This window comes from Actinomadura chibensis NBRC 106107 (assembly GCF_001552135.1).
In the GTDB taxonomy this organism is placed as follows: Bacteria; Actinomycetota; Actinomycetes; order Streptosporangiales; family Streptosporangiaceae; genus Spirillospora; species Spirillospora chibensis.
In genome coordinates this window covers 248,048-270,123 of the sequence record NZ_BCQP01000017.1, presented here as the reverse complement: position 1 = coordinate 270,123, position 22,076 = coordinate 248,048, and the positions used below count along the sequence as shown (strand labels likewise).

The following is a 22,076-nucleotide window of genomic DNA, read 5'->3' as shown; positions in this document are numbered from 1 at the left end:
CATGTTCAGAGGCCGCAAGCCCGCGATCCAGATGAAGACCGCGGAGCAGATCGAGCTGATGCGTGCGGCGGGCCTGCTGGTCGGCCGCACGCTGGAGCTCCTGCGCGACGCCGTGAAACCCGGGATCAGCACCCTCGACCTCGACACGCTGGCCGAGCGGCACATCCGCGACAACGGCGGCGTCCCGTCCTTCAAGGGCTACTACGGCTTCACCGGGACGATCTGCGCGTCGATCAACGAGGAGATCGTCCACGGCATCCCGCGCCCGGACAAGGTGCTGCGGGACGGCGACGTCATCTCCATCGACTGCGGGGCGATCGTCGAGGGCTGGCACGGCGACGCGGCGATCACCGTCCCGGTGGGGGAGATCACCGCCGAGCGGCGGCGGCTCCTGGAGGTGACCGAGGCGTCCCTGTGGCACGGCCTGGCGGCCGGAACCGCCGGGGCCAGACTCTCGGACATGTCGCACGCGATCGAGGCTTACATCCGCTCTCAGGGCCCCTACGGCATCGTTGAGGGGTACGGCGGGCACGGCATCGGGACCGAGATGCACATGGACCCGCTGATCCCGAACCACGGCCCGGCAGGGCACGGGCCCGTGCTGCGGCCGGGGATGTGCTTCGCGGTCGAGCCGATGGTCAACCTCGGCGCCAAGGACACCGCCGAGCTGGACGACGGCTGGACGGTCGTCAGCGTCGACCGCAGCGTCTCGGCGCATTTCGAGCACACGTTCGCGGTGACGGAGGACGGCCCGCGCGTCCTCACCGCCCTTGACGAGGGCCGGGAGTGGCTGGAAAGGCTCCGCGTCGCGGAGAATGAAGGAAACGTCACGTCCTGAGGAGCGGAGGTAGCGATGGCGCCGAACCCTGACATCCGGGCGTCGGACGCCGACCGCGACCGGGTGGCGGAGAGCCTGCGGGAGCACTGCGCCGAGGGCCGCATCAGCATGGACGAGCTGCAGGAGCGGCTTGAGGCCGTGTACGACGCGAAGACCCTCGGGCAGCTTCAGGAGGTCACCTCCGACCTGCCGGAGGAGGACCTGTACCAGCTTCCCGTCCCGGCGTCGCAGCCGAAGAGCACGGCGTCGGTGGCGCGGCCGCCGTCCCGCGACCTCGAACCGCGCCGGGTGCCGCAGATGTGGGCGGCGTGGGCCGCGATCAGCGGGCTGAACCTGGCGATCTGGCTGATCATCGTGGTGTCGTCCGGGATGGTGTACCCGTGGTGGGTGTGGGTCGCGGGCCCGTGGGGCGCGCTTCTGCTCATCCGGACGGTCCTCGGCGGCCGCCGGGACTACTGAGCGGGGGACTACTGAGCGGGGGACCGCTGACCCGCCTTCACTCCACGTCCATCAGCGGGCGGTAGTTGCCGGTCGGCGCGAAGTGCGTGGTGGCGGTGCCGTCCGTGCCGATCAAGTGGATGGCGAACCCGGCGGGTTCCCCGGTGACGGCGGCGCGCCCCTGCTTGGTGAGGTCGAGGAAGAGCTGCCGGTAGGTGCTCGGGCAGGTGGTGCTGACCGTCCCGGCGAGCGACCCGACCGAGGCGCGGTGGACGTGCCCGGAGATCACCCGCACCACCTGCGGATGCCGGGAGATCACCGACGCGAACCCGGCCGGGTCGACGAACCGCAGGTCGTCGATGAACCGCATGCCGATGGGGAACGGCGGATGGTGCGTGGCGACGACGGTCGGCGTGTCGGGCGCGTCGCGCAGGACGGCGTCCAGCCAGGCGAGCCGCTCCTCGCTGAGGTGGCCGTGGGCGTGGCCGTCCACGGTGGTGTCGCAGCAGACGAGCCGGACGCCCGCGACGTCGACGGCGTACTGGACGGGCGCCCGCGCCGACGTCCCGGTCGCGGCGATCACCGGGTGGTCCTTGAACGCCCGGCGCATCTCGTCGCGGTCGTCGTGGTTGCCGCACATCGGGTAGACGGCCATGGGCAGCGGGGACAGCAGCGCGTGCAGCCGGGCGTACTCGGCGGGCTTGCCGGCGTCGGCGAGGTCGCCGGTGAGGACGACGGCGTCCGGTCGCGCGGGCAGCGACAGCAGGCTGGACACGGCGGCGCGCAGCGCGCGCACCGGGCCCGAGCCGTCGTCCACCTCGCCGTCCCGTCCGGCCGCCAGGTGGATGTCGCTCAGTTGCGCGATGATCGCCATCGATCCCTCTCCCCTAGCCCAAGCACACCACGGCGTCCCAGGTCCGGACACCCCCCGGCCCGGGCGCCGGGACGATCTTCGCGCCCGCGCGCCCGCACTGTCGACCCGGCCCCCGGCCGGTCCGCCCGGGCGGGTCAGCCGGGCGTGTCAGGCGGGCGGGTCGGCTCAGGCGACGTGGGGGATCACCAGCGAGAGCGCCGAGGTGACCTCCTCGGGCGCGGGGGCGACGTCGGGGACGACGTCGCGCAGCGCGAGCCACCCGTTGATCGCCTGGACGGTCGGCTTCGCCTCGACGAGCTGCGGGTCGTCGAGGCCGTAGTAGGCGGCGACCTTGGACCAGCGCCACAGCCGGTGCCCGGCGCTCGACATCTCCGACGACGGGAAGCCCGCCGCGCCGCGCGCGCCGGTGATCGCGTGCCGGACGGAGTCGAGGGAGCGGCCGACGCGTTCGGCGATGTCGCGGATGGTGAGCAGCGGGTCGGCCTCGACCTGGAGGACGTGCAGGCCGGGCGCGCTGGCCTCGACGTGCTCCACCACTTCCATGATCGCGACGGCGAGGGTGCGGCCCGTCCAGGAGCAGGAGGCGTTGCCCGGCCGCTCCGCGTGCTGCGGCTCGCTGATGATCGAGACGGTGACCGCCCCGTTGGTGCGGTCGAACAGCGGGTCGAGCTCGTCCTCGTAGAGGGGACGGCTGAGGATCAGCGCGAAGTCATAGCTCGGCATGCTGACCCTCCTCCGACGTATCTCTCCCCGAAAGGTACAACGCGCTGGCGATGTATGCTTGGCTCGGGAGCGGTCTCCGGTGCCGTGTCATGCGCTGATTTCGCATTGGACGCCCGGTTGACGTAGACTCCCTTGTCGGTCCGTCGTCGACCGCTCGATTCCCCTTCCTGGCGCCTTCCGCGTCGCGGTGTGGACTGCGGTCGATTCTCCTCCGGAGAGCCGGGCCGAGTCCAATGAGCCGATCAGTGAAGCGCGGAGGACATGCCCAAGAAAGAAGGGGCCATCGAGATCGAGGGCACCGTCATCGAGTCCCTCCCGAACGCCATGTTCCGGGTGGAGCTCGACAACGGGCACAAGGTGCTCGCCCACATCAGCGGCAAGATGCGGATGCACTACATCCGGATCCTGCCGGACGACCGCGTCGTTGTGGAGCTGAGCCCCTACGACCTCACGCGCGGTCGGATCGTCTACCGCTACAAGTAGCACCCACTGGGGTTGCCTTCCCCGTGCGTGGCGGCGCGGGGGTGACCCTGAGCATTAGGAGACCCAGTGAAGGTCAAGCCGAGCGTCAAGAAGATCTGCAAGAACTGCCGGATCATCCGGCGGCACGGCCGGGTCATGGTCATCTGCACCGACCCGCGCCACAAGCAGCGCCAGGGCTGAGCCCGAACGCGGCGACACAGAAAAGCGCATCGCAGTCTTCACGCGGGTAGCCGTACGAGCCTGAGACGGTTCGTGCGGCACAGCCGTGTGAGGGCCCACCCCCGGACCGCGCGAGGCCGGGGCCGCCACCCGGGCAGGGTGTGTGCGGACGCGGTGCGTCCATACCTCCGCAGAATGAAGGGAACTGCCCACATGGCACGCCTCCTCGGCGTCGACCTCCCGCGCGAAAAGCGCCTGGAGGTCGCTCTCACCTACATCTTCGGCATCGGCCGGACGCGGGCGCTGGAGACCCTCGCGGGCACCAGCATCAGCGGCGACCTGCGGGTCCACCAGCTCGGCGACGACGAGCTCGTGAAGCTCCGCGACTGGATCGAGGCGAACTACAAGATCGAGGGTGATCTTCGCCGCGAGGTCCAGGCGGACATCCGCCGCAAGATCGAGATCGGGTGCTACCAGGGCATCCGGCACCGGCGCGGGCTTCCCGTGCACGGCCAGCGCACGCAGACCAACGCGCGCACCCGCAAGGGCAAGAAGAAGACCGTCGCCGGCAAGAAGAAGGCCGGCAAGAAGTAGTCCGCCGGACCCCCGGCACCAAGCCGAGTTCGGTCCTCCGGATCGATGACCTCGAAAGTGAGAGCAGATGCCTCCTAAGAGCCGTGTAGGCGCGAAGAAGGTGCGCCGCAAGGAGAAGAAGAACGTCGCTCACGGGCACGCCCACATCAAGAGCACGTTCAACAACACGATCGTCTCGATCACCGACCCCAACGGCAACGTGATCTCCTGGGCCTCGTCCGGCCACGTCGGGTTCAAGGGCTCGCGCAAGTCCACCCCGTTCGCCGCGCAGCAGGCCGCCGAGGCCGCCGCCCGGCGCGCGATGGAGCACGGCATGCGCAAGGTCGACGTCTTCGTGAAGGGCCCGGGCTCGGGCCGCGAGACCGCCATCCGGTCGCTGCAGGCGACCGGCCTTGAGGTGGGCTCGATCCAGGACGTCACGCCCGTTCCGCACAACGGCTGCCGCCCGCCCAAGCGTCGCCGGGTCTGAGGCAGGGGAGATCTAGACAAATGGCTCGTTACACCGGTGCGGACTGCAAGCTCTGCCGCCGCGAGAAGATGAAGCTGTTCCTCAAGGGCAGCAAGTGCGAGGGCCCGAAGTGCCCGATCGAGATCCGTCCCTACCCGCCGGGTGAGCACGGGCGCGGTCGGCCGAAGGAGACCGAGTACCTGCTGCAGCTCCGCGAGAAGCAGAAGGCGCGGCGCATCTACGGCGTGCTGGAGCGGCAGTTCCACAACTACTACGTCGAGGCGAACCGCCAGCAGGGCAAGACGGGCGACAACCTGCTCGCCCTCCTGGAGCGGCGGCTCGACAACGTCGTCTACCGGGGCGGCTTCGCCAAGTCCCGCGACATGGCCCGCCAGCTCATCCGGCACGGCCACATCCGGGTCAACGGCAAGAAGGTCAACATCCCGTCGGCGCTCGTCGGCGAGGCCGACATCGTCGACGTCAAGCCGAAGTCGCTGGAGATGACGCCGTTCCAGGTCGCCAAGGCCGAGGTCGGCGACCGTCCGGTCCCGGCGTGGCTCGGCGTGGACGGCGACAAGATGCGGATCTTCGTGCACTCGCTGCCCGTCCGGCAGCAGATCGACGCTCCCGTCCAGGAGCAGCTGATCGTCGAGCTTTACTCCAAGTAGGGCTCAACGCGCCCCGCCGGAGTCCCCGCGTGGGATTCCGGCGGGACGGGGAACACTCACGAACGCGGTAGTCAAATAGCGGGCACCGCGGGAAGTAGGTACCACAATGCTCATCGCTCAGCGTCCGACTCTCACCGAAGAGCAGGTCGACGAGTACCGGTCGCGGTTCACCATCGAGCCGCTGGAGCCGGGCTTCGGCTACACGATCGGCAACTCGCTGCGTCGCACCCTGCTCTCCTCGATTCCCGGTGCGGCCGTCACCAGCATCCGGATCGAGGGCGTCCTCCACGAGTTCTCCACCGTTCCGGGGGTGAAGGAGGACGTCACCGACATCATCCTGAACCTCAAGGAGCTCGTCGTCTCGTCCGAGCACGACGAGCCGGTCGTCATGTACCTGCGCAAGCAGGGCCCGGGCGAGGTGACCGCGGCCGACATCGCGCCGCCCGCGGGCGTCGAGGTCCACAACCCCGACCTGCACATCGCCACCCTGAACAACAAGGCCAAGCTGGAGATGGAGCTGACGGTCGAGCGCGGCCGCGGCTACGTCTCGGCCGCGCAGAACAAGCAGCCGGGCCAGGAGATCGGCCGGATCCCGATCGACTCCATCTACTCGCCCGTGCTCAAGGTGACCTACAAGGTCGAGGCGACCCGAGTCGAGCAGCGCACCGACTTCGACCGCCTGATCCTCGACGTGGAGACCAAGCAGGCGATGCTGCCGCGCGACGCGGTCGCGTCCGCCGGCAAGACCCTCGTCGAGCTGTTCGGGCTGGCCCGGGAGCTGAACGTCGAGGCCGAGGGCATCGACATGGGCCCGTCCCCGACGGACGCCGCGCTCGCCGCGGACCTGGCCCTGCCGATCGAGGAGCTGAACCTCACGGTCCGCTCCTACAACTGCCTGAAGCGCGAGGGCATCCACTCGGTGGGCGAGCTCGTCGCCCGCTCCGAGCAGGACCTCCTCGATATAAGGAATTTCGGCGCCAAGTCGATCGAAGAGGTCAAGCAGAAGCTCAACGACATGGGCCTGTCGCTGAAGGACTCCCCGCCCGGGTTCGACCCGAGCGCGGCGGCCGACACCTACAGCGACGACGACCAGAGCTACGCCGAGACCGAGCAGTACTAGAAACCCGATCCGCTGCGGCGGCCGGGGGCGCGTTCCCCGGCCGTCCGCGGACCAGCTGACACCGGTACCTGGTACGGCCGGTGCAGGAAGGAACCGGAATGCCCAAGCCCACCAAGGGCCCCCGCCTCGGCGGCAGCCCCGCCCACCAGCGCCTGATCCTGGCGAACCTGGCGACGGCGCTGTTCGAGCACGGCCGCATCACCACCACCGAGGCCAAGGCCCGGCGGGTGCGTCCGCTGGCGGAGAAGCTGATCACCAAGGCGAAGAAGGGCGACCTGCACAACCGTCGCCTGGTCGCCCGGACGATCCGCGACAAGTCCGTCGTGCACGGGCTCTTCACCGAGATCGCGCCGCGCTTCGAGAACCGTCCCGGCGGCTACACCCGGATCACCAAGCTCGGGCCGCGCAAGGGCGACAACGCCCCGATGGCGGTCATCGAGCTGGTCCAGGAGGAGATGCCGGCCGTCTCCACCGCCAAGGCCGCCCCGGCCAAGGCGACCGAGGACGAGGCCCCCGCCAAGGCCGAGGCCGAGACCGAGGTCGAGGAGACCAAGGCCGAGGACACCAAGGCCGAGGACACCGCGACCGACGCGGCCGCCGAGTCCGAGGACGGCGACGCCAAGTAGAACTTGGCAATCGCATTTACGGTTTCGGCCGACATGATGAACGGGCCCGCCGCCCCCCTCCGGGACGGCGGGCCCGCATCTTTGCCACACTTGATCGCATGGTCATGCCAGTAGCGGAGCGAGCGCTCAGAGGAGAATGGAACGGCCACCGTGCAGAAGGACAGCTCGGCTGACATGACCGCACTGGTACGACTGCGGCTCGACATCTCCTATGACGGGTCCGACTTCGCGGGTTGGGCGAGACAGCCGAACCAGCGGACCGTGCAGGGCGTCATCGAGGACGCCCTGGCCCGCATGCTCCGCCTGGACCCGCCGCCCATGCTCACCGTCGCCGGCCGGACGGACGCGGGCGTCCACGCGCGGGGCCAGGTCGCGCACCTCGTGGTGCCCGTCGCCGCCTACTCGGCCGTCAACGGGACGATGCCGCGCCGCCTCGCCGGGCTGCTGCCGCCGGACGTCCGGGTGTGGCGGGTGTCCGCGGCCCCGGAGGGGTTCGACGCGCGGTTCTCCGCCCTGTCCCGCCGCTACGTGTACCGGGTGTGCGACAACCCGTTCGGGGTGGAGCCGCTGCGGCGGCACGACGTGCTGTGGCACCCGCGCCCGCTGAACCTGGACCGGATGAACGCCGCCGCGCGGCGCCTCGTCGGCGAGAACGACTTCGCCGCGTACTGCCGGAAGCGGGAGGGCGCGACGACCATCCGGGAGCTGCTGCGCTACGAGTGGGCGCGCGACGAGCGCGACCCGCACCTGGCGCTCGCGACGGTGGAGGCGGACGCGTTTTGCCATTCGATGGTGCGCGCCCTGGTCGGCGCGCTGCTGATGGTCGGGGACGGCCGCCGCGAGGTGGAGTGGCCCGCCGAGGTGCTCGCCGCCCGCGTCCGCGACTCGGGGGTGAACGTCGCGCCCGCGCACGGGCTGTCGCTGGAGGAGATCCGCTACCCGGACGACAACAGCCTCGCCAAGCGCGCGCAGGAGACCCGGCGCGTCCGGACCCTGAACGCCGCCGCCGCCGTCCAGGCCGCCGAGGCCGCCGAGGCCGCCGCGCGAGCGGAACCCGAGGAGGTCGGCGAGGCCCCGGAGAACGCCGCCTGGCGCGGCGCCTCCTGAGCGACTCTTCCGGGTCAGCCGCCCGCGCGGGCGAGGATGGGGCGGAGGTCGTAGTCCAGGAACTGCTGGGCCGCTTCCTTGATCACGGGGTCGCCGGGCTTGGCCTGCTTGCCGTTCGCCCACTGCACGTAGGCGTAGGCGACGTAGCGTCCGCGCACCGTGGCGGCGGCGTAGCCGCCCGCGCGGTCGAGGTCGGGGGCGTGCTTGCCGCCCATGCCGCGGAACCACTCGTACTTCGCGGGGCTTCCGGCCTTGCTGATGCGGAGCGCGGCGTCCTTCGTCGGCAGCACCGCGATCCCGGACGTGACGGCGAGCGCCCGGCCCTTGTCGATGTACGTCGCGCGGACGATCTTGCGGCACTTCTCCTGGAGGAGCGCGCGCAGCATCGAGCCGCGCGCCGCGTACGACACGTCCCGGTTGAGGGACCAGCGCTCGCGGGAGTAGGTGCGCCCGCCGAGCTGGATCACCTGCGTGGGGAACACGTCGCGGAAGGTGAGGTCCTGGGGGTCGGTCTTCTCGTCGCCGATGTCCACGGGCGCCCGGGTCGCGGACGACGGCGTCGCCGCCGGGGCCGCCTGCGTGGCGGGCCCGCCAGCGGATTTGTCGTTCTTTCCGCCACCGGAGTCGGCGCCGATCGCGAACAGGCCGACGGCCGCGGCGAGGATGAGCCCCGCGCCGCCGCCGATCAGCACGATGCGGCTCTTGCTGCCGCCGTCGCCGCCGCGCGGCGTCCGGCGCGGCGGGGCGCCCGGGGGCGGCGGCGTGTCGATCGGGACGCCGCCCTCGGCGTGGTAGACCGGCGTGATCACGGTGTGCTGCTCGCCGCCGACCGCCGCGGGCCCGCCCGTCCCGCCGGTGGGGAACGGGCCGCTGCCGGTGGGCGGGACGACGCCGGGCGGCAGGATCGCGTCCGGCACCAGGACGGGCGCCAGCGCCGCGGACGACTCGTCCTCCGCGCGCCGGGCCTTCTCGAAGGCCGACTCGTCCACGGTGGTGTCGACGGTGGTGGTGTCGGCGGCTGTCTCCTCGGCCTGGGGGGCCACCCGGTTTTCCGGTTTTTCCGGAGCCGCTGGGGCGGGCTCGTCCGCGAGGTCGTCGTCGTCCGTGGCGTCGTCCCGCGGGCGGACGGCCGGGAAGCCGTCCGGGTCGGTCTCGCCGAACGCGGGCGGCGGCTTCACGAGCGGCCGGGCGGGCACGGCGCGGCGCGAGTCGACGCTGGGCACGCCCAGCCCGGCGACGAGCGTCCCGGGCGGCGGGCCGGAGGCTCCCGCGTCACCCGGCGCGGAGGAGTCGCCAGGCGCGTCCGTGGCGGCCACGTCGTCGGACGGGGCGGCCTCGGGCGGGGCGTCCTGCGTGGGCGCGGCGGCGTCGCCGGTCGCGTCGTCGAGGGCGGGACGCGGGGCGGGCGCGGTCGCCGGGGCGCCGGTGAGCGGGACGGTGTCCGCCGCGGACTCGGCGGCCCACCAGGGAGCCTCCAGGCCGAACGCGGGCGGCCTGAGCGAGGCGGGCGCCGAGGACTCCGCCGGGTCGGCGGGGACGGTGGGCGTCCCCGCGGGCTCGGCGGCGTCCCGTGTGTCTCTAGGTCCAGACATAGGCAGAGAGGGTATTCAAGCCGGTCACTTTTGGAGGGGTTTGCCTTCGGTTTCCCTGTAGTGCAGGGCGAGCGCGAGGTTGCTGCCCTTCACCATCTGGGTTCCGAAGACGCGGACGGCGGCATGGTACTTGGCGGCGATCCGCTTGCCGTCCGGCCGCTGTACCCAGGTCATGATCAGGTAGTGGCCGCGGGCCTCGGAGGTGCCGAGCGCCTCGCCCTTGCCGTTGGTCTTGGAGACGCCCTTGCCGGGCAGCGCCAGCAGGAAGGCGTCCTTGGCGGCGGCGGCCTTGACGGCCTTCTTGGCCGCCGCCTCGGTCTCCAGGTTGAACACGCCGACGGTGCCGATCAGCGAGCCGTTGCTCAGCGCGTACGTGGCCCGGAGCACCTGCGTGCAGGAGCCGCCCTTGAGGGCCTTGTCGAGCGCCGCGCCGCCCGCGATCGCGGTGCAGCCCTTCTGGGCGTTCGCGGCCGTCCGGACGTACTGGTACTTGCCGACCTTGAACTTGCCGTTGCCGAAGACCTCCTTGAGGGTCAGCGGCTTCGGGTCGGTGGCGCGGCTCCGCAGCTTCACCGGCGCGAGGACGGGCTGCGTCGGGCTAGGCGCGGCCTGCGGCTGCGTCGCCGCCGCGGACGGCTTCGGCTTCTTCGGCTTGGGGTCGTCCTTCAGGACGGACGACAGCGCGACGCCGCCGCCGATCAGGAGCAGCCCCGCGACCGCCGCGCCGCCGATGATCAGCGGCATGTTGCGGCGGCCCGTCCCGCCGGATCCCGGTCCGGACGACTCCGGGGCCGGGCCGGGCGGGGTGGGCTCGAAGCCGCCGTAGGGGTCGGGGGAGCCGAAGGGGTCGTCCCCCTGGGCGTGCGCGCTCCCGGCGACGGGCTGGTCGGACCAACCGGGACCGGCCTGCTGCTCGGGCCACCCGGAGTCGGCCTTCTGGTCCGACCAGCCGGAGTCGCTCTTCTGGTCCGGCCAGGCGGAATCGCTCTTCTGCTCGGACCAGGCGGTGCCCGCCTGCGGGTCGGACCAAGGGGAGGCGGACGGCTGTTCCGACCAGGCCGGGGTGTCGTCCGTCCACGAGGAGGTCTGGCCGGGCGGACCGGCGAACGGCTCGGCGAACGGCTCGGCGCCGTACTGCTGCCCGCCGGAGCCCTCGTCACGGGGTGCGAAGGGGGCCTCGTCGCGGTAGCCGAAGGCGGCCTCACCGCGGGGCGGGAAGGGGTCGTCGTCGTCGGTGCCGTACGGCGCGTGCGGCGGCCGTCCCGGGGGCCGGTCGCCGGGCCTGCCTTGATCGCCCGGATAACCCATGGCTTGGACCTTACCGTTCCTCGTTCAGGGCTCTGGACCTTCGAGACACCCACCATGACATGGGGGCGAACCGGGCGCGGGTGGTTCGCCGAAGGTCACCGCCCGGAGCGCGACGATCACTTCCAGCCGAAGTCCTGCGTCCACACCGGGCCGCCGGAGCCGGACGCCCGCCCCACCCCGATGGCGCGCAGGTCGCAGTTCAGGATGTTGGCGCGGTGGCCCGGGCTGTTCATCCAGCCTTCCATGACGGCCTGCGCCGTGGGGTAGCCCTTGGCGATGTTCTCCGCGCCGGGGCTCGGGTACCCGGCGTCCTCCATCCGCTCCCACGGGCTGTCGCCGTTGCGGGACGTGTGGTCGAAGTAGTCGTTGGCCGCCATGTCGGCGGAGTGCTTGCGGGCGGCGGTGGCGAGCCGCTCGTCCGCGCGCAGCGGCCTGCACCCGGCCTTGGCGCGCTCGGCGTTGGTGAGCGCGATCACGGCGGCCTCGGGGCCGGACGATCCGGGCGTCCCGCCGCCGCCGGGCGTGCCGGTGTCGGCGGGCGGCTTGTCCGGGGTGGACGGCGCGTCCGGCTTGGACGGCTTCGCGGCCGACCCCGGCGCGCGCATCGGCTTCAGCGGCGGCGTCTGCTCCTGCGCGGTGGGCGCGGGGGCGCCGCCGGACGCCGTCCCGCCGCCCGCCGTGCCCGTGCCCGTGCCCGCGGCGGTGGTCTCGTCGCTCTGCGGACCGGGCGAGAGCAGCGCGGACGGCTCCGCACCCGGCCCGGACGCGGCCGTCCGCTCCGACCGCAGCTCGGGCAGGACGACCCGGTCGAGCGCGACGCCGGTGCTCACGGCGAGCCCGGACGCGGCGACGGCCACCACGATCGCGGTGGCGCGCCTGCCGCGGGAGCGCTCGCGGCCGCGGTCCGGCCGGGGTCCGCGCCCGCCCGGCGGCGGAGCGGCACGGCCCGGGCGGGACGCGCCGTGCCGGGGGGAGTCGTGCTGGGACGTGCCCTGCTGCTGGGACGTGGCGCGGCGCGGGCCTCCGGCGACGAGCGTGTCCTCGGGGTGCGGGGGGCGGCGCGCGGCGGCGGGCCGGGACGCGGCGTCGCGGGGCCCGGAGTAGGCGGGCGGGCGGCGTCCGGCGGGGTCACCTGGTCTGCGGGGAGTGGACAGCGGGGGCTCCCGGGTGCGGGCCGGCCTGAGCCGGCGTGGACCGGTCGCCCGGCACCATATCCCGGCATACAACCCCTGTTATGAAAGATCGTCTTAAAAGGGCGGAACAACTACTACGGGTAGCCTGAAGGGCGCTGACCGTTCCGTTTCCAGGACGGGGGCGGAGGCGCGAGAGGTGCGTGCGGGCCGACTCGCCGTCCCGTTTTGACCCTCGGGCGCGCGGGCGAGTATCCTGCGTATTTGTTGTGTGCGTCGACGCGCGCCGTTCGGCGGGCGGGAGACGACGCGACGACGTGCCGGTGTTTCCCCGTGGTGTCCGCGTCTGTCGGCGTGGCCGCCGGTCCGGGCCCCGGCTCCCGGAGCGCCGGATCGGACGATCCTCTGGTCGGCGCGAGCAGGAAATCCGCTGATGGCGCCCGTCCACTGGGCCGGGCGAGGATCGAAACCGCTGAAAGTCGACGAGAAACGAAGGCTGACGACGTGCGCACGTACACCCCTAAGCCCGCTGACGTCCAGCGTCAGTGGTACGTCATCGACGCGACCGATGTCGTGCTGGGCCGTCTCGCCAGTCAGGTCGCGCAGTTGCTCCGGGGCAAGCACAAGCCGATCTACGCTCCGCACCTCGACACCGGTGACTTCGTCGTCATCGTGAACGCCGACAAGGTGTCGCTGTCCGGCAACAAGCTGGAGCAGAAGAAGGCCTACCGGCACTCCGGCTACCCGGGCGGCCTGCGGTCGGTCAAGTACGCCGACCTCATGGCCAAGCACCCCGAGCGGGCCGTCGAGAAGGCGATCAAGGGCATGCTGCCCAAGAACTCCCTCGGCCGGAAGATGTTCGGCAAGGTGAAGGTCTACGCCGGGCCCGACCACCCGCACCAGGCGCAGAAGCCGGTCCCGTTCGAGATCACCCAGATCAGCCAGATCCAGAAGTGAGCCCCGCGCCTCCGGGCGCACCCTTGAAAAAGTGGCCGCCGGGGCGCCCGTGCGAACGGGTCCGCCGCCCTGGCTAGAAAACCGAGGAGAACCGTGGACGACATGACCGAGACGAGCCCCGAGCTCGACTCGTACGAGGACGCACCGTCCGAGTACAGCACCGAGACCCCCGAGGCCGCCGGCGAGAGCTACCTCGGCCAGCCGGTCGCCACCGGCCCGGCCGCCGGGACCGGCCGCCGCAAGCAGGCCATCGCGCGGGTCCGCATCGTCCCCGGCAGCGGCAAGTGGAAGATCAACGGCCGCACCCTGGACCAGTACTTCCCGAACAAGGTCCACCAGCAGATCGTGAACGAGCCGTTCGTGCTGCTCGGCCTTGAGGGCCAGTTCGACGTCCTCGCCCGCGTCGGCGGCGGCGGCACCACCGGGCAGGCGGGCGCGCTGCGCCTCGGCATCTCCCGGGCCCTCCAGTTCGCGAACATCGAGCACCGCCCGGCCCTGAAGAAGGCCGGATTCCTGACGCGCGACGCCCGCGTCCCCGAGCGCAAGAAGGCCGGCCTCAAGAAGGCCCGCAAGGCTCCGCAGTACAGCAAGCGTTAATTCCCAGGGGGGCGACCCCCTGGAACCCCCGTTACGAACGGCGGGGTGTTTCCCGAGGCCGCGTTCGCGGCTCGGGAAACACCCCGCCGTTCGGCGTGTTGGGCGGTCTTCGGCGCTGGGGCGCCGAAGACCGCCCAACACGTGTCCCCGGCTTGGGTTCTGGCCAATAACGGCGAGGGCCTGAGAGGGCGGGATGTGTTCGTCCGGGAGGGGCGGGCATTGGCTTGTCCGAGAAGGCTGAGGGGGGTGGGGGGAGGGGTTTCGTAGGGTGGTTGGTTCTCACGGTGGGGTGCGGCTCCTACTAGATTTGTGCGGGCGGAGCGGGCGGGGTTCGTCCGCGCGGTTTTCGTTGAATCCGGGAGTTGAACTGTGGCTCGTCTGTTCGGGACCGACGGCGTGCGAGGGCTCGCCAACCGCGACCTGACCGCACCGCTCGTCATGGACCTGTCCGTCGCGGCGGCTCGGGTGCTCGGCGAGCAGGGAGCGTTCCGGGGGCACCGGCCGCTGGCGGTGGTCGGGCGCGATCCGCGGGCGTCCGGCGAGTTCCTGGAGGCGGCCGTCGTCGCGGGTCTCGCGAGCTCCGGGGTGGACGTGCTGCGCCTCGGCGTCCTGCCGACGCCCGCCGTCGCGTATCTGACGCACGAGCTGCACGCCGACCTCGGCGTGATGCTGTCCGCTTCGCACAACCCCGCTCCCGACAACGGCATCAAGTTCTTCGACCGCAGCGGCCACAAGCTGCCGGACGAGTTGGAAGACCGCATCGAGGCCAGGCTCGGCGAGGCGTGGGAGCCGCCGACCGGCGCCGGGGTCGGACGGGTCAGAGACGCGCACGGCGCCGTCGAGCAGTACGTGGCGCACCTGCTGTCGACCGTCCCGGTGTCGCTGGACGGCCTGCGCGTCGTGGTCGACTGCGCGAACGGCGCGTCGTCGGACGTGGCGCCGGAGGCGCTGCGCCGCGCCGGGGCCGAGGTGATCACCATCGGGACCGCTCCGGACGGCCTGAACATCAACTCGGGCTGCGGGTCCACGCACCTGGAGGCGCTGCGGGAGGCCGTCAAGGAGCACGGCGCGGACGCGGGCATCGCCAACGACGGCGACGCCGACCGGTGCCTCGCCGTGACCTCGTCCGGCGAGGTCGTGGACGGCGACCAGATCATGGCGATCCTGGCGCTCGAACTGCGCGAGGCGGGCGCCCTCGCGGCCGACACCGTGGTCGCGACCGTGATGTCGAACCTCGGGTTCAAGCTCGCGATGCGCGAGGCCGGGATCACCGTGGTGGAGACCGCCGTTGGCGACCGGTACGTGCTGGAGGCGATGAGGGACGGCGGCTTCGCGTTCGGCGGCGAGCAGTCCGGTCACGTGATCATGCTGGACCACGCGACGACCGGCGACGGCGTCCTGACCGGCCTGCACCTGCTCGCCGCGATGGTGCGGCGGGGCAGTTCGCTGGACGAGCTGACCAAGGCGATGACGCGCCTGCCGCAGGTCCTCATCAACGTGAAGGACGTCGACAAGGCGCGGGCCAAGACGTCGGCGGAGCTGGCGGCGGCGGTGGCCGCGGCGGAGGCCGACCTCGGCGACACCGGACGCGTCCTCATCCGGCCGAGCGGGACCGAGCCGATGGTCCGCGTGATGGTCGAGGCGGCGTCGGAGGGGCAGGCGCGGGACGTCGCCGAGCACCTCGCGGGCGTCGTGCGGACCGTGCTCGGCTAGCCCTCGTCGATCTCCAGGCGGCCGACCTTCAGGTGCTTGATCTCCACGGTCCCCGCCCGGAGATGGCCGACGACGGCGCGCTTGACGACGAGCTTGCCGATCGCGAGCGCGCCGACGGCCAGGGCGCCGACCGCCATCGACCCGATGGCGACCGAGCCGAGGCCGTTGCCGAACCGCACCGTCAGCCCGGTCGCGGACGCTCCGGTGACCTCGGCGCCCGTCGCGCGCGCGCCGACCCCGCGTTCGGTCCGGACGCGGGGGAGTTCGCCGTTGGCGTCGTCTTCAGGGTGTTCGCTCGTCATGCGACGAGCCTACGCGCGGGGTCAGCAGCGGCCGAGGAAGGTCTGGAGCGCGTCGTGGTCGGGGCTCGTGACCGGGAGCGAGTACTTCTTCGCGACGGCGATGTACTTCACGGCGTAGGCGCACTGGAAGTCTTTCTGGGGTTTCCACTCGCCCGGCCCCGAGTCGCTCTTCTGCCGGTTCGGGACGCCCCACACGGCGAGCAGGTTCTCGTGGTCGTTGGCGAACTGCTCGCGCCGGTCCTCGCTCCAGCGGGACGCGCCCATCCGCCAGGCCAGCGCGAGCGGGTAGACGTGGTCGATCTGCACCTCGGCCGCGTCCTTCTTCGCGAAGGTGATCGTCTTTCCGCTGTAGGGGTCGTGCAGGACGCCCGCGAGCACCACGCACTCGCCCTTCTTCTCGACGTCCCGCAGGTCGCGGGCCAGGACGTCGTTGCGCTGGTCGCAGCCGTTGTGGTCGGTGTCCTTCCAGCGCGTCCCGAACTCGTCGCGGGCGTAGCCGGTGCCGCGGCCCTCGGACGCGATCCGCAGCCCGGAAAGGTCGGCGCGGGCCCGCTTCCCGTCGCCGGACGCCGGACGTCCCGGGCTGGAGGACGCCTCGGAGAGGCCGACGTCGCCTTCGCAGGCCGTAAGCGCGAGCAGCGCCGCGGCGAGGGCCGCCGCCGGCGCCAGGCGTCCGCGTCCAGGGGCCCGTGTCGTCCCGTCCACCCGCATCCCCTCGCCGCCCGCAATTTATGTCGATATATACCTACTTGGGACGCGGCACGCGATCAACCGCGCCGGTGGTGATCGCGGACGCGGCCGGATACGGCACGATGTCTGACGTGCTGCACCTGAGAGCGATCGTTCCGCCGGACCGCACCGACACCGTCATTAAGGCCCTCGGCGACTGCGCGGGCGCGACCAACGTCGTCGTCTTCCCGGGCGCCGCCCGGTCCCCGCAGGGCGACCTGGTGAACAGCGACGTCGCCCGCGAGGCCGTCAACGAGGTGCTGGACGCCCTCCGCGCGCTCGGCGTCGACCGGGACGGCTCGATCGCCCTGGAGAAGATCGACCTGTCGCTGTCGGAGACCGCCGACGAGGCGATGGAACGCGCCCCCGGGCACGGCGACGACGCCGTCGTCTGGGAGGAGCTCGACAACCAGGTCGCCGAGGGGACGGCGCTCAGCTTCTCGTTCATCGCGTTCCTCGCCTTCGCCACCCAGCTCGCCGGGATCGCGGCGCTGATCGACTCGCCGGTGCTGGTGGTCGGCGCGATGGTGCTCGGGCCGGAGTTCGGCGCGGTCGCCGCGATCTGCTACGGGATCGTGCGGGGGCGGCCGTGGCACATCGTCCAGGCGCTGCGGGCGCTCGCCGTCGGGTTCGCCGTCGCCATCCTGATCACCTATGTGTGCGCATTGGTCAGCAAGTGGACGGGCGTCATCGAGCTCGACCGGCTCCCGACCGACCGGCCGCTCACCGCGTTCATCTACAGCCCGGACCGCTGGTCGTTCATCGTCGCGCTGCTCGCCGGGGCGGCCGGGGTGCTGTCGCTGACCGCGGGCAAGTCGTCCGCGCTGGTCGGGGTGTTCATCTCGGTGACCACCGTGCCCGCCGCCGGGAACTTCGCGGTGGCCGCCGCGCTGCGGCACGGCAGCGAGATCCGCGGCTCGGCGCTCCAGCTCGCCGTCAACATCGTCGGAATGATCATCGCGGGGACGGCGACGCTGCTCGTCCAGCGGGCGGTGTGGGCGGTCATCCTGCGCCGCGGCGGGCGGCCGCGGATCGCCGGCGCCGACGGCCGGACGACCCTCCGCGGGCGTACTTAGGTCGACCGAGGTATGGCCGATCGGCTGAGACGGATGGCACCTCAGGGGGACGTGCCGCGCCGCACCGGCCACTAGGTTCGGAACATGCCGATCATCGCCACCCAGGGGCTGACGATGAGGTTCCCCCGGGTGACCGCCCTGGACGACCTCTCCGTCGCCGTCGAGCCGGGCGTCGTCGGACTGGTCGGCGCCAACGGCGCCGGGAAGTCGACGCTCATCAAGATCCTCCTCGGGCTGCTGCCGCCGACCTCCGGCACCGCGACCGTCCTCGGCCTCGACATCGCGCGCGAGGGCCTGCGGATCCGGGAGTCCGTCGGGTTCATGCCCGAGTACGAGTGCCTGCCGCCGGACGTGTCGGCGACGGAGTTCGTCGTCCACATGGCCCGGATGTGCGGGCTCCCGCCCACCGCGGCCCGCGAACGCGCCGCCGACACGCTCCGGCACGTCGGCCTGTACGAGGAGCGCTACCGTCCCATCGGCGGCTACTCCACCGGGATGCGCCAGCGGGTGAAGCTCGCGCAGGCCCTCGTCCACGACCCGAAGCTCGTCTTCCTCGACGAGCCCACCAACGGCCTCGACCCGGCCGGGCGCGACGAGATGCTCGACCTGATCCGGCGCATCGGCGCCGAGTTCGGGATCAGCGTCCTCGTCACGTCCCACCTGCTGGGCGAGCTGGAGCGGGTCTGTGACCACGTCGTGATCATCGACGGCGGCAGGCTGCTGCGCTCGCAGGCCGTCGAGGCGTACACGACCGCGAGCGGCGTCCTCACCGTCGAGGTGGACGAGGGGCGCGACGCCCTCGGGCAGCACCTCCACGACCGGGGCGTCGCCGTCCACCCGGAGGGCCGATTCCTCGTCGTCGACATCGCCGGGGAGAACACCTACGACCTGATCCGGGACGGCGTCGCCGACCTCGGGCTGCGGCTGATCCGGATGGAGCAGCGCCGCCACCACATCGAGGAGGTCTTCCAGACCGCGCCGGAGCCGCCCGGCCCGCCGCCCGCCGGAGTCGTGCAACAGGAGGCGACCCGATGAGCACGAGCACGATCCATGACATCGGATACCGCCACTACGAAGGGCGGCGCAGCGGCCGCGCCTACGTCCTGCGGTCCCTGTACGTGCACAACCTGCGCGCCGCGTTCGGCCTCGGCCGGCCCGCCCGCGCCAAGATCATGCCGTTCCTGGTGGCGGCGCTGATGCTGCTGCCCGCGATCGGGTCGGTCGCGGCGTTCGCGGTCACCGACCAGGAGGACGCGCTGATCCGCTACGCGTCCTACGCGAACATCATGCAGGTCATCGTGGCGATCTTCCTGGCGACGCAGGCGCCGGTGCTGGCCTCGCGGGAGATCAGGTTCCACGTCATCCCGCTGTACTTCTCGCGTCCGGTGGGGCACCTCGACTTCGTCCTCGCCAAGGCCGCCGCGCTGGCGACCGCGCTGTTCGCGCTGATGGCGGTGCCGGTCACCGTCCTTTACGTCGGCGGGCTCGTCGCGAAGGCGCCCGACTCCGGTGAGCAGTTGCTCCGGTACCTCGGCGCGCTGGTCGGCTGCGTCCTGTACGCGCTCGTCCTCGCGGCGATCGGGATGGTGGTCGCGGCGTTCACGCCCCGGCGCGGGTTCGGCGTCGCCGCCGTCATCGCGGTCTTCATGCTGAGCACCGCCTTCGTCGGCGCCGTGCAGGGCATCGCGGAGGCCAACACCAACTTCACCCTCCAGGGCTGGATCGGGCTCGGGACGCCGTTCAACCTGGTGGACATCGTCCAGGTGCGGCTGCTCGGCGCGCGGTCGTCCTCGCCCGGCATCGCGCCCGGCGTCGCCGGCGGCGTGGTCGCGCTGGCCGAGTGCGCGGTCATCGTCGTCGGCTCGGTCGCGGTGCTGTACCGCAGGTTCCGGAAGGCGGGCCTCTCATGAGCGAACTGATCCTGGACAAGGTGTCCCGCTGGTACGGGAACGTCGTCGCCGTCAACGGCGTGTCGATGCGGGTCGGGCCCGGCGTCACCGGGCTGCTCGGGCCGAACGGCGCGGGCAAGTCGACGCTCATCCACATGATGGGCGGGTTCCTCGCGCCGTCGTCCGGCTCCGTCACCCTGGACGGGACGCCGATCTGGCAGAACCCGGAGGTGTACCGCGGGCTCGGGCTCGTCCCGGAGCGGGAGGCGGCCTACGACTTCCTCACCGGCGAGCAGTTCATCGTCGCGATGGCGAAGCTGCACAAGCTGCCCGACCCGGCCGCCGCGGCGCGCCGCGCCATCGGGCTCGTCGAGATGGACTACGCCGCCGCGCGCCCGATCGGGAACTACTCCAAGGGCATGAAGCAGCGGATCAAGATGGCGTCCGCGCTGGTGCACGACCCGCCCGTCCTCCTGCTGGACGAGCCGTTCAACGGCATGGACCCGCGGCAGCGCCTCCAGCTCATGGACCTCATCCGCCGGATGGCCGACGAGGGCCGCACCATCCTGTTCTCCTCGCACATCCTGGAGGAGGTCGAGCGGCTCGCCAGCCACATCGAGGTGATCGTCGCGGGGCGGCACGCCGCGTCCGGCGACTTCCGCAAGATCCGGCGGCTGATGACCGACCGGCCGCACATCTTCCTCGTCCGCTCGTCCGACGACCGCGCGCTGGCCGCCGCGATCATCGCGGACGGGTCGGCCCGCAGCGTCCAGCTCACCGACAAGGGCCTGCAGATCGAGGCGGTGGACTTCCAGCGCTTCACCTGGCTGCTCCCGCGCGTGTCGCGGGACGCCGACGTCCGCCTCTGGGAGGTCTCCCCGGCGGACGAGTCCCTGGAAAGCGTCTTCTCCTACCTGGTGGCGCGATGACCGGAGCGAAGCGAGGATCTTCGGGCCACCGGCTCGGGGGCCTGGGGGTCGTCCCCCAGAAAGGCAGAGCGCGATGAATGCGACGATTGCGATGATCACGTTCCGGGCGATGCTCGGGCGGCGGCGGGCGCTGCTGCTGCTCGGGCTGCCGCTCGTGATGCTCGTCCTGGCGGTCGTGCTGCGCGCGACCGGGAACGACGACCTGGACGTGTCCACGGAGGTCCTCCAGAAGGTCGCGCTCGCGGCCCTGCTGCCGCTGCTCGCGCTGATCGCCGGGACCGGCGTGATCGGGCCGGAGATCGACGACGGCCAGATCATGTACGTGCTGACGAAGCCGATCCCGCGCCAGGTGGTCGTGCTGACCAAGCTGGCCGTCGCGATCGTGCTGGTGGCGGCGTTCGCGGTCGTCCCGACGCTGCTCGCGGGGCTCATCCTGACCGGCACCACGGCGGGGCTGACGCCCGCGTTCACGGTCGGCGTCCTCGTCGGCGGCGTGGCCTACAGCGCGGTGTTCGTCGCGCTCGCGGTGATGAGCCGCAACGCCGTCACGATCGGCCTCCTCTACGCGCTCGTGTGGGAGTCGCTGCTCGGCAGCTTCGCGCCGGGCGCGAAGCAGGCGTCCATCCAGCAATGGGCGATGTCGGTCACGGACAGGCTGACGAGCGCCTCGCCGGTCGACTCGACGGTGAGCCTGCCGGTGGCCGTCACGCTGCTGGTCGCGGTCACCGTCGGCGGGACGTTCCTCGCCGCCTTCCGGCTCCGTTCCCTCACCGTCGCGAGCGCCGAGTAGGGGAGCCCGGCGCCGAGTCGCCCGTCCGGTCTGAGCCGCCGGACGGGCGATTTCGCTTGTGACCGAGATGTGATCCGGGGGCAAGGCTTTGGGCAAGAGGGTGGGCAAGGCCCCACCCGCAGCGTGGTGTTCACCGAATTCCGATCCTGGGGGTCACGGTGGACATCACGATCTCAGCCCCGCCTACGGGCTGGAACAGGCAGAACAACGTCTTCGGGCGACTCAACCTGGAGTGGATGCGGCTGCGCGATGACGCGGTGGTGAACGCCGTCGTCGCGAGGTGGGCGCGTGCCGAGCCGGCGTTCGCCGGGCTCTCCAGCGTCGCCCTGCTCGAAGAGGCCAAGTCCGGGCCCGTCGACGAACGGGTGGACGCGCTGCTCGGGGCCTTGGCGCACAAGGCGGGCTCGCCCATCGCCGACGCGCCGATCGCGGCGCGGATCGCGCTGCAGATGATGCTTCCGAAGGCCGTGCGGATCTCCCGGGCCCACGCGCGCCTCCTGCCGGACGCCGACGAGCGCGACCAGCTCGCGGTGTGCTGCATGTACACCGCGATCCGCACCCTTCCCGCCAGGATCACCCATCACGTCCCGCCCTACCTGGCGTGGGGGGCGCACCAGGCGATGCGCCGGGAGGTCCTGGCGCAGGTGCGGGAGCTGCCGTCCGACGCGGTCGAGGCGGTCGCCGTGCCGCGGGCGGAACGCAACGCGAGCGAGGAGCTCGGGCAGCTGCTGGCCTGGGCGGTCGCGCGGAGCGTGATCAGCCGCCAGGACGCCGACCTGCTCGCCGCCCGCTACGGGAACGAGGCGGTCGGCAGGCGGCACTCGTGGAAGAACATCGGGGACCTCCAGCAGATCGCCGAGGAGACGGGGCTGAGCCCCGCCGCCATCAAGCAGCGGTGCAGCCGGGCCACGCGAAAGCTCGCGGCGGCCGTCGCCGACTACCAACCGGGCCCGGCGCGCGGCGCCGAGCTCGTCCCGGCGTGAGGG

At 71.9% G+C, this 22,076-nt stretch carries 26 protein-coding genes; 19 read left to right on the top strand and 7 right to left on the bottom strand.

The genetic code is table 11. The features are described from left to right. Position 1 precedes the first annotated feature (1 nt). A complete protein-coding gene (gene map / locus ACH01S_RS11655; RefSeq protein ID WP_067889200.1) occupies positions 2-838 on the top strand; it encodes a type I methionyl aminopeptidase in 837 nt (278 codons plus the stop codon). A gap of 15 nt (positions 839-853) precedes the next feature. After that, a complete protein-coding gene (locus tag ACH01S_RS11650; protein ID WP_067889197.1) occupies positions 854-1,297 on the top strand; it encodes a DUF1707 SHOCT-like domain-containing protein in 444 nt (147 codons plus the stop codon). 37 nt (positions 1,298-1,334) lie between these two features. Here the strand turns inward: ACH01S_RS11650 and ACH01S_RS11645 are convergent, their stop codons facing one another. Further along, positions 1,335-2,150, bottom strand: a complete 816-nt coding sequence (locus ACH01S_RS11645) for a phosphodiesterase (RefSeq protein WP_067889194.1) — start codon at positions 2,148-2,150, stop codon at positions 1,335-1,337. Between the two features lie 165 nt (positions 2,151-2,315). Further along, positions 2,316-2,873 (bottom strand): hypothetical protein, encoded by a 558-nt coding sequence (locus ACH01S_RS11640; RefSeq protein ID WP_067889191.1) that lies wholly within the window; start codon positions 2,871-2,873, stop codon positions 2,316-2,318. 261 nt (positions 2,874-3,134) lie between these two features. On the opposite strand from ACH01S_RS11640, the gene infA reads away from it, so the two are divergent. The 8 genes from infA to truA all read left to right on the top strand — a co-directional run bounded on the left by infA (position 3,135) and on the right by truA (position 8,078). Further along, positions 3,135-3,356: a translation initiation factor IF-1 gene (gene infA / locus ACH01S_RS11635; protein WP_018657567.1), complete on the top strand. Its 222-nt coding sequence runs from the start codon at positions 3,135-3,137 to the stop codon at positions 3,354-3,356. Positions 3,357-3,422: 66 nt separating this feature from the next. Beyond that, a complete protein-coding gene (rpmJ, locus tag ACH01S_RS11630; RefSeq protein ID WP_019632585.1) occupies positions 3,423-3,536 on the top strand; it encodes a 50S ribosomal protein L36 in 114 nt (37 codons plus the stop codon). 192 nt (positions 3,537-3,728) lie between these two features. Then, positions 3,729-4,109 (top strand): 30S ribosomal protein S13, encoded by a 381-nt coding sequence (gene rpsM / locus ACH01S_RS11625; RefSeq protein WP_067889188.1) that lies wholly within the window; start codon positions 3,729-3,731, stop codon positions 4,107-4,109. A gap of 67 nt (positions 4,110-4,176) precedes the next feature. Further along, positions 4,177-4,578, top strand: a complete 402-nt coding sequence (rpsK, locus tag ACH01S_RS11620; RefSeq protein ID WP_021596710.1) for a 30S ribosomal protein S11 — start codon at positions 4,177-4,179, stop codon at positions 4,576-4,578. 20 nt (positions 4,579-4,598) lie between these two features. Next, the gene (gene rpsD, locus ACH01S_RS11615) at positions 4,599-5,225 is read left to right on the top strand and encodes a 30S ribosomal protein S4 (RefSeq protein ID WP_067889185.1); all 627 of its coding nucleotides are present in this window, start codon (positions 4,599-4,601) and stop codon (positions 5,223-5,225) included. 106 nt (positions 5,226-5,331) lie between these two features. Beyond that, a complete protein-coding gene (locus tag ACH01S_RS11610) occupies positions 5,332-6,345 on the top strand; it encodes a DNA-directed RNA polymerase subunit alpha (RefSeq protein WP_067889182.1) in 1,014 nt (337 codons plus the stop codon). 98 nt (positions 6,346-6,443) lie between these two features. Continuing rightward, the gene (rplQ, locus tag ACH01S_RS11605) at positions 6,444-6,971 is read left to right on the top strand and encodes a 50S ribosomal protein L17 (protein WP_067889178.1); all 528 of its coding nucleotides are present in this window, start codon (positions 6,444-6,446) and stop codon (positions 6,969-6,971) included. A gap of 174 nt (positions 6,972-7,145) precedes the next feature. After that, positions 7,146-8,078, top strand: coding sequence for a tRNA pseudouridine(38-40) synthase TruA (gene truA, locus ACH01S_RS11600; RefSeq protein WP_067889176.1), 933 nt, complete (start codon positions 7,146-7,148; stop codon positions 8,076-8,078). A gap of 14 nt (positions 8,079-8,092) precedes the next feature. Here truA and ACH01S_RS11595 read toward each other — a convergent pair whose 3' ends face one another. The 3 genes from ACH01S_RS11595 to ACH01S_RS45180 form a co-directional block, all read right to left on the bottom strand. After that, positions 8,093-9,670, bottom strand: coding sequence for a hypothetical protein (locus tag ACH01S_RS11595; protein WP_067889173.1), 1,578 nt, complete (start codon positions 9,668-9,670; stop codon positions 8,093-8,095). A 24-nt stretch (positions 9,671-9,694) separates the two neighbouring features. Next, the gene (locus ACH01S_RS11590) at positions 9,695-10,978 is read right to left on the bottom strand and encodes a hypothetical protein (protein WP_067889170.1); all 1,284 of its coding nucleotides are present in this window, start codon (positions 10,976-10,978) and stop codon (positions 9,695-9,697) included. Positions 10,979-11,094: 116 nt separating this feature from the next. Next, on the bottom strand, positions 11,095-12,204 hold the full coding sequence (locus ACH01S_RS45180) for a CAP domain-containing protein (RefSeq protein ID WP_148344101.1): 1,110 nt from the start codon (positions 12,202-12,204) through the stop codon (positions 11,095-11,097). Positions 12,205-12,612: 408 nt separating this feature from the next. Here ACH01S_RS45180 and rplM point away from each other — a divergent pair, with 408 nt between their 5' ends. The 3 genes from rplM to glmM all read left to right on the top strand — a co-directional run bounded on the left by rplM (position 12,613) and on the right by glmM (position 15,375). Further along, positions 12,613-13,065 carry a 50S ribosomal protein L13 gene (gene rplM / locus ACH01S_RS11580; protein WP_067889167.1) on the top strand — a complete coding sequence of 151 codons (453 nt, stop codon included), beginning with the start codon at positions 12,613-12,615 and terminating at the stop codon, positions 13,063-13,065. Between the two features lie 102 nt (positions 13,066-13,167). Further along, positions 13,168-13,662: a 30S ribosomal protein S9 gene (gene rpsI / locus ACH01S_RS11575; RefSeq protein ID WP_067889790.1), complete on the top strand. Its 495-nt coding sequence runs from the start codon at positions 13,168-13,170 to the stop codon at positions 13,660-13,662. 369 nt (positions 13,663-14,031) lie between these two features. Next, complete coding sequence (gene glmM, locus ACH01S_RS11570) at positions 14,032-15,375, top strand: phosphoglucosamine mutase (protein WP_067889164.1); 1,344 nt, start codon at positions 14,032-14,034, stop codon at positions 15,373-15,375. Here the strand turns inward: glmM and ACH01S_RS11565 are convergent. Continuing rightward, on the bottom strand, positions 15,372-15,677 hold the full coding sequence (locus ACH01S_RS11565; RefSeq protein WP_067889161.1) for a hypothetical protein: 306 nt from the start codon (positions 15,675-15,677) through the stop codon (positions 15,372-15,374). The two genes, glmM and ACH01S_RS11565, sit on opposite strands and share 4 nt — an antisense overlap. Positions 15,678-15,698: 21 nt before the next feature. Then, positions 15,699-16,382: an HNH endonuclease family protein gene (locus ACH01S_RS11560; RefSeq protein ID WP_246236440.1), complete on the bottom strand. Its 684-nt coding sequence runs from the start codon at positions 16,380-16,382 to the stop codon at positions 15,699-15,701. Positions 16,383-16,498: 116 nt separating this feature from the next. On the opposite strand from ACH01S_RS11560, the gene ACH01S_RS11555 reads away from it, so the two are divergent. From ACH01S_RS11555 to ACH01S_RS11530, 6 genes are all read left to right on the top strand, one after another. Next, positions 16,499-17,482, top strand: a complete 984-nt coding sequence (locus ACH01S_RS11555) for a DUF389 domain-containing protein (protein WP_067889787.1) — start codon at positions 16,499-16,501, stop codon at positions 17,480-17,482. An 84-nt stretch (positions 17,483-17,566) separates the two neighbouring features. After that, positions 17,567-18,517: an ABC transporter ATP-binding protein gene (locus ACH01S_RS11550; RefSeq protein ID WP_067889155.1), complete on the top strand. Its 951-nt coding sequence runs from the start codon at positions 17,567-17,569 to the stop codon at positions 18,515-18,517. After that, on the top strand, positions 18,514-19,392 hold the full coding sequence (locus ACH01S_RS11545; RefSeq protein WP_067889153.1) for an ABC transporter permease: 879 nt from the start codon (positions 18,514-18,516) through the stop codon (positions 19,390-19,392). Before ACH01S_RS11550 ends, ACH01S_RS11545 begins: the two co-directional genes overlap by 4 nt. After that, positions 19,389-20,300: an ABC transporter ATP-binding protein gene (locus tag ACH01S_RS11540; RefSeq protein WP_067889151.1), complete on the top strand. Its 912-nt coding sequence runs from the start codon at positions 19,389-19,391 to the stop codon at positions 20,298-20,300. The genes ACH01S_RS11545 and ACH01S_RS11540 overlap by 4 nt, the downstream gene beginning before the upstream one ends. A gap of 73 nt (positions 20,301-20,373) precedes the next feature. Next, on the top strand, positions 20,374-21,090 hold the full coding sequence (locus ACH01S_RS11535; protein WP_067889148.1) for an ABC transporter permease: 717 nt from the start codon (positions 20,374-20,376) through the stop codon (positions 21,088-21,090). A gap of 158 nt (positions 21,091-21,248) precedes the next feature. Further along, positions 21,249-22,073, top strand: a complete 825-nt coding sequence (locus ACH01S_RS11530) for a sigma-70 family RNA polymerase sigma factor (protein WP_148344100.1) — start codon at positions 21,249-21,251, stop codon at positions 22,071-22,073. Positions 22,074-22,076 lie beyond the last annotated feature (3 nt).

Excerpts from the sequence above, each read along its gene's own strand:
- ACH01S_RS11610 (WP_067889182.1), top strand. The coding sequence starts at position 5,332 with ATGCTCATCGCTCAGCGTCCGACTCTCACCGAAGAGCAGGTCGACGAG.
- ACH01S_RS11550 (WP_067889155.1), top strand. The coding sequence starts at position 17,567 with ATGCCGATCATCGCCACCCAGGGGCTGACGATGAGGTTCCCCCGGGTG.
- map (WP_067889200.1), top strand. The coding sequence starts at position 2 with ATGTTCAGAGGCCGCAAGCCCGCGATCCAGATGAAGACCGCGGAGCAG.
- rpsM (WP_067889188.1), top strand. The coding sequence starts at position 3,729 with ATGGCACGCCTCCTCGGCGTCGACCTCCCGCGCGAAAAGCGCCTGGAG.
- ACH01S_RS11565 (WP_067889161.1), bottom strand. The coding sequence starts at position 15,677 with ATGACGAGCGAACACCCTGAAGACGACGCCAACGGCGAACTCCCCCGC.
- ACH01S_RS11650 (WP_067889197.1), top strand. The coding sequence starts at position 854 with ATGGCGCCGAACCCTGACATCCGGGCGTCGGACGCCGACCGCGACCGG.
- ACH01S_RS11640 (WP_067889191.1), bottom strand. The coding sequence starts at position 2,873 with ATGCCGAGCTATGACTTCGCGCTGATCCTCAGCCGTCCCCTCTACGAG.
- ACH01S_RS11540 (WP_067889151.1), top strand. The coding sequence starts at position 19,389 with ATGAGCGAACTGATCCTGGACAAGGTGTCCCGCTGGTACGGGAACGTC.
- rplQ (WP_067889178.1), top strand. The coding sequence starts at position 6,444 with ATGCCCAAGCCCACCAAGGGCCCCCGCCTCGGCGGCAGCCCCGCCCAC.
- ACH01S_RS11545 (WP_067889153.1), top strand. The coding sequence starts at position 18,514 with ATGAGCACGAGCACGATCCATGACATCGGATACCGCCACTACGAAGGG.
- ACH01S_RS11595 (WP_067889173.1), bottom strand. The coding sequence starts at position 9,670 with ATGTCTGGACCTAGAGACACACGGGACGCCGCCGAGCCCGCGGGGACG.
- ACH01S_RS11590 (WP_067889170.1), bottom strand. The coding sequence starts at position 10,978 with ATGGGTTATCCGGGCGATCAAGGCAGGCCCGGCGACCGGCCCCCGGGA.
- ACH01S_RS11535 (WP_067889148.1), top strand. The coding sequence starts at position 20,374 with ATGAATGCGACGATTGCGATGATCACGTTCCGGGCGATGCTCGGGCGG.
- truA (WP_067889176.1), top strand. The coding sequence starts at position 7,146 with ATGACCGCACTGGTACGACTGCGGCTCGACATCTCCTATGACGGGTCC.
- infA (WP_018657567.1), top strand. The coding sequence starts at position 3,135 with ATGCCCAAGAAAGAAGGGGCCATCGAGATCGAGGGCACCGTCATCGAG.
- rpsD (WP_067889185.1), top strand. The coding sequence starts at position 4,599 with ATGGCTCGTTACACCGGTGCGGACTGCAAGCTCTGCCGCCGCGAGAAG.
- ACH01S_RS11645 (WP_067889194.1), bottom strand. The coding sequence starts at position 2,150 with ATGGCGATCATCGCGCAACTGAGCGACATCCACCTGGCGGCCGGACGG.
- rpsI (WP_067889790.1), top strand. The coding sequence starts at position 13,168 with ATGACCGAGACGAGCCCCGAGCTCGACTCGTACGAGGACGCACCGTCC.
- rpsK (WP_021596710.1), top strand. The coding sequence starts at position 4,177 with ATGCCTCCTAAGAGCCGTGTAGGCGCGAAGAAGGTGCGCCGCAAGGAG.